This window comes from Kitasatospora sp. NPDC004240, from assembly GCF_053603215.1.
The window spans coordinates 1-3,591 of the sequence record NZ_JBSGFD010000385.1 but is presented as its reverse complement, the minus strand read 5'-3'; the positions used below and the strand labels follow the sequence as shown (position 1 = coordinate 3,591).

Sequence of the window (3,591 nt, the reverse complement as noted above, 5' to 3'; positions counted from 1 at the left end):
GTCGATACCGAGGATCGCGATGATGTCCTGGAGGTCCTTGTACTTCTGCAGGATCCCCTTGATACGGACGGCCGTGTCGTAGTGGGTCTGCGCCGAGCGGGTACGGCGCCGCTACGGCGTGCCGCCGGGGTGGCCGGCCGAGGGGGACGCCCGGCACCCGCTGGCGCTGCGCCTCGCCGGGGAGCTGTGGGCGGAGGGCCTCCGGGGCGGGGCGCCGCACCGCGGCGAGCTGTTCTCGGCGTACCTGGACCTGCGCTGCCTGCGGGTGGCGGAGCGGATCGTGACGGCCGAGCGGACCCGCCGCCCCGGTGCGCACCGGCGGGGCGCGGTGCCCGCCCGGGGACCGGCCCCGGGGCGGGTGCGGCGGCTGGCGGCCGCGGTGGCCGGCCGGGTGCACGAGGCGGCCCGGCGGACGCTGGGGGAGGGCCGGGGCGGGCTGACCCGGGAGGCCTTCGAAGAGCTGTTCCCGGTGGCGGGCGGCTGGGCGCGGGCGGTGCTGGCGGAGGGCCTGTTCGTGCCGGCCGGGCCGGGTTACCGGCCCGCGCACGGGGAGTTCGCCGACTGGCTGCAGGGCCTGCACCTGGATCTGGACGCGGCGCTGCGGCTGCTGCTCGGCGAGGCGGCGGACACCCCGCCGCCCGAGGCGGCCACGAGCGTGCCCCGGCACCGGATCGGACCGGTGGCGGCGGCGCTGCGCCGTACGGCCGGCGCCGGGGGCGTCGGCGCGCCGGAGCCCTGGCTGCACCGGCTCCGGCGCGCCCTGGACCTGCGCCCGGACGGCAGCGAACCCGGCTGGTGGGCGGGCCGGTTGCTGGCCGACGCACTGGCCGCCGCCCCGGATCCGGCCGAACACCGCGACCTGCTGGTGGAGTTGGCCGACCTGATCGTCCGACGGGCCGCCGCCGGGGGCGGGTTCGAGGCCCTCCCGGCGGCCGGCGCCGGCCGCTTCGGCCCGGCGTTCTGGACCGGCCTCGGCCTCCCCCCGGACCTCGAACTGGACCTGCTGCGCCGGCTGGTCCGCGCGGACGGGCCCGGGCAGCCGTTCCTGACCGCCACCGCCGGACGGCTGCGCGCCGACCCGGGCACCGCCCTCCCGCCGCTCTGCGCCTGGTTCGACGACGCCCGGGGCCTGCCCGCCCGCCCCGGCACCACCGTCGCCGACCTCGCCCACGACCTGCTGCGCGCCCACCGCCGGCTCGCCCTGGACGACCTGACCGAGGCACTGGCCGGCGCCGCCCACCCCAGGGCCGACGCGCTGCTGACCGTGCTCGCCGCCGAGGAGCCCTCCGCGCTGTGCCGGGCCGTGGACCGCTGGAGCCACGACCCGCGCCCGGAACGGCACGTGGCCGCCGCCGTGCACGCGCTGCGCGTCGCCCCGTACGCGCACGGGCCGGGCCTGGAGCTGCTGCGGTTCGCCGCGCTGCGGCTGCTGGCCCGCGAGGACGAGCCCGCGCTGCACGGCGCCGCGCTGGGCCTGCTGGTCCGGGACGGGCGGACCAGGGCCGCGTACCTGCCGGCCGCCCTGGACGCCTACCGGCGGGGCGGGGACGGCTTCCTGACCGCGTCGGCGCTGGCCCCGGCCCTGGAGAGCGACCCCGGGCCGGTGCTGGCGGCCCTCGCGGCGCGGCTGGCCGGGCCGGACGCGCCGCTCGCCGGGACGCTGCGGGTGCTGGCGGACGCCCGTACCCCGGTGGCCGCCCGGGGCGGGGCCGAGCTGGCCGGCCGGCTGCTGCGCGAGCGCCCGGCCCTGGCGGGCCCGGTGGCCGTCGACTACCTGGGCCGCCGACTGGCCCGGGAGGGGGCGGACCCCGCCCCGGCCGTCCGGCTGGAGCTGCGGCTGCTGCTCGGCACGGCGCTGGCGGCCCGGTCGGCGGCGGTCCGTCGGCCGTTCGCCGAGGTGCTCGCCGAGGTGCTCGCCGTGAAGGGCGAGGGGCGGACGCCCGGCCTGCGGCGGGAACTGCTGGACACCCTGCTGGCCGCCGAGGCCGACCCCGGGGTGCTGACCGCCGTCCTGGAGCGGCTGGCCGAGGGCTGCGCGGCCGAGGAACCGGGCCGGGTACGGGCCGTGGTGGCCCGGGTGGCGGCGGCGCTGCCCTCGGCGGACGCGGCGCTGGTGCGCTGTGCCGGCCGCTCGGCCGCCTTCGCCCGGCTGCTCGCCGACTGGCCGGCGGACCCGTCGGAGCCGGACGCCCCCGCCGGACCGCTGCTGACCCGGATGCGGGCGCTGGTCGCGCCCGGCCGGGACCCCCGGCACGCCGCCGCCGAGGCCGAACGGGCGGACGGCGGCGGCGCCGGACTCCCGGTGCCGCGTCCAACTCGCCTTCCGGTGCCGAAGCAGAGCCGGGCGCATGGCACGCTATAGGGGTTCGGGTTTTGAGCGTTTGAGCGTACAGAAGGTACGCGCCGTACGGAACAAGGAGCGGTCAGGGTGCAGCGCTGGCGTGGCCTGGAGGAGATCCCCGGTGACTGGGGACGCAGCGTCGTCACCATCGGCTCGTTCGACGGGGTGCACCGCGGACACCAGCTGATCATCGACCGGGCCGTGGAGCGCGCCCGGGACCTCGGCGCCCGCTCGGTCGTCGTCACCTTCGACCCGCACCCCAGCGAGGTCGTCCGCCCGGGCAGCCACCCGCCGCTGCTGGCCCCGCACGCGCGCCGCGCGGAGCTGATCGAGGACCTCGGCGTGGACGCGGTGCTGGTGCTGCCGTTCACCGCGGAGTTCTCCCAGGAGTCCCCGGAGACCTTCGTCCGGCAGGTGCTGGTGGACGCGCTGCACGCGCGGCTGGTCATCGAGGGCCCGAACTTCCGCTTCGGGCACCGCGCGGCGGGCGACGTCGCGCTGCTCGCGGAGCTCGGCCGGACCGCCGACTTCGAGGTCGACGTGGTCGACCTCCAGGTGCGCGGCGCGGCCGGCGACGGCGAGCCGTTCTCGTCCACGCTGACCCGGCGGCTGGTCGCGGCCGGCGACGTGACCGGCGCGGGCGAGGTGCTGGGCCGTCCGCACCGGGTCGAGGGCGTGGTGGTGCGCGGTGCCCAGCGCGGCCGTGAACTCGGTTACCCGACCGCCAACGTGGAGACCGTGCCGCACAGCGCGATCCCGGCGGACGGCGTGTACGCGGGCTGGCTGATCGCCGACGGCGAGCGGATGCCGGCGGCGATCTCGGTCGGCACCAACCCGACCTTCGACGGCACCGCCCGCACGGTCGAGGCCTACGCGATCGACCGGGTCGGCCTCGACCTGTACGGGCTGCACGCGGCCGTCGAGTTCCTGGTCTACCTGCGCGGGATGGAGAAGTTCGACTCCATCGAGGCACTGCTCGACCGGATGGCCGACGACGTCAAGCGCTCCCGCGAGCTCACCGACGAGGGCTGACGCCCCCGGCCCGGGCGACCGGGCCGTCACAGCGGCGAGGGCCCGTCGACCTCCTGGTCGGCGGGCCCTCGCGCGTCACTGCTGCGGCTGCGGCGGCTGGCCGCCACCGGGCGGCGGGTAGCCGTACCCGGCGGGCGGCGCGGGCGGCTGCTGCCCCTCGACGGGCGCGGACCAGCTGGTCACGGTCCTCGGCGGAGAGCTTGTCGGCCGGGCCGGCG

At 78.8% G+C, this 3,591-nt stretch carries 2 protein-coding genes; both read left to right on the top strand.

The window, feature by feature from the left end; all coding sequences use genetic code 11:
- Positions 1-118 precede the first annotated feature (118 nt).
- The gene (locus ACWEQL_RS41655; RefSeq protein ID WP_452156722.1) at positions 119-2,362 is read left to right on the top strand and encodes a hypothetical protein; all 2,244 of its coding nucleotides are present in this window, start codon (positions 119-121) and stop codon (positions 2,360-2,362) included.
- A 66-nt stretch (positions 2,363-2,428) separates the two neighbouring features.
- Entirely contained in the window at positions 2,429-3,373 is a 945-nt protein-coding gene (locus ACWEQL_RS41650; protein ID WP_452156720.1) for a bifunctional riboflavin kinase/FAD synthetase, read from the top strand.
- Positions 3,374-3,591: the final 218 nt, after the last annotated feature.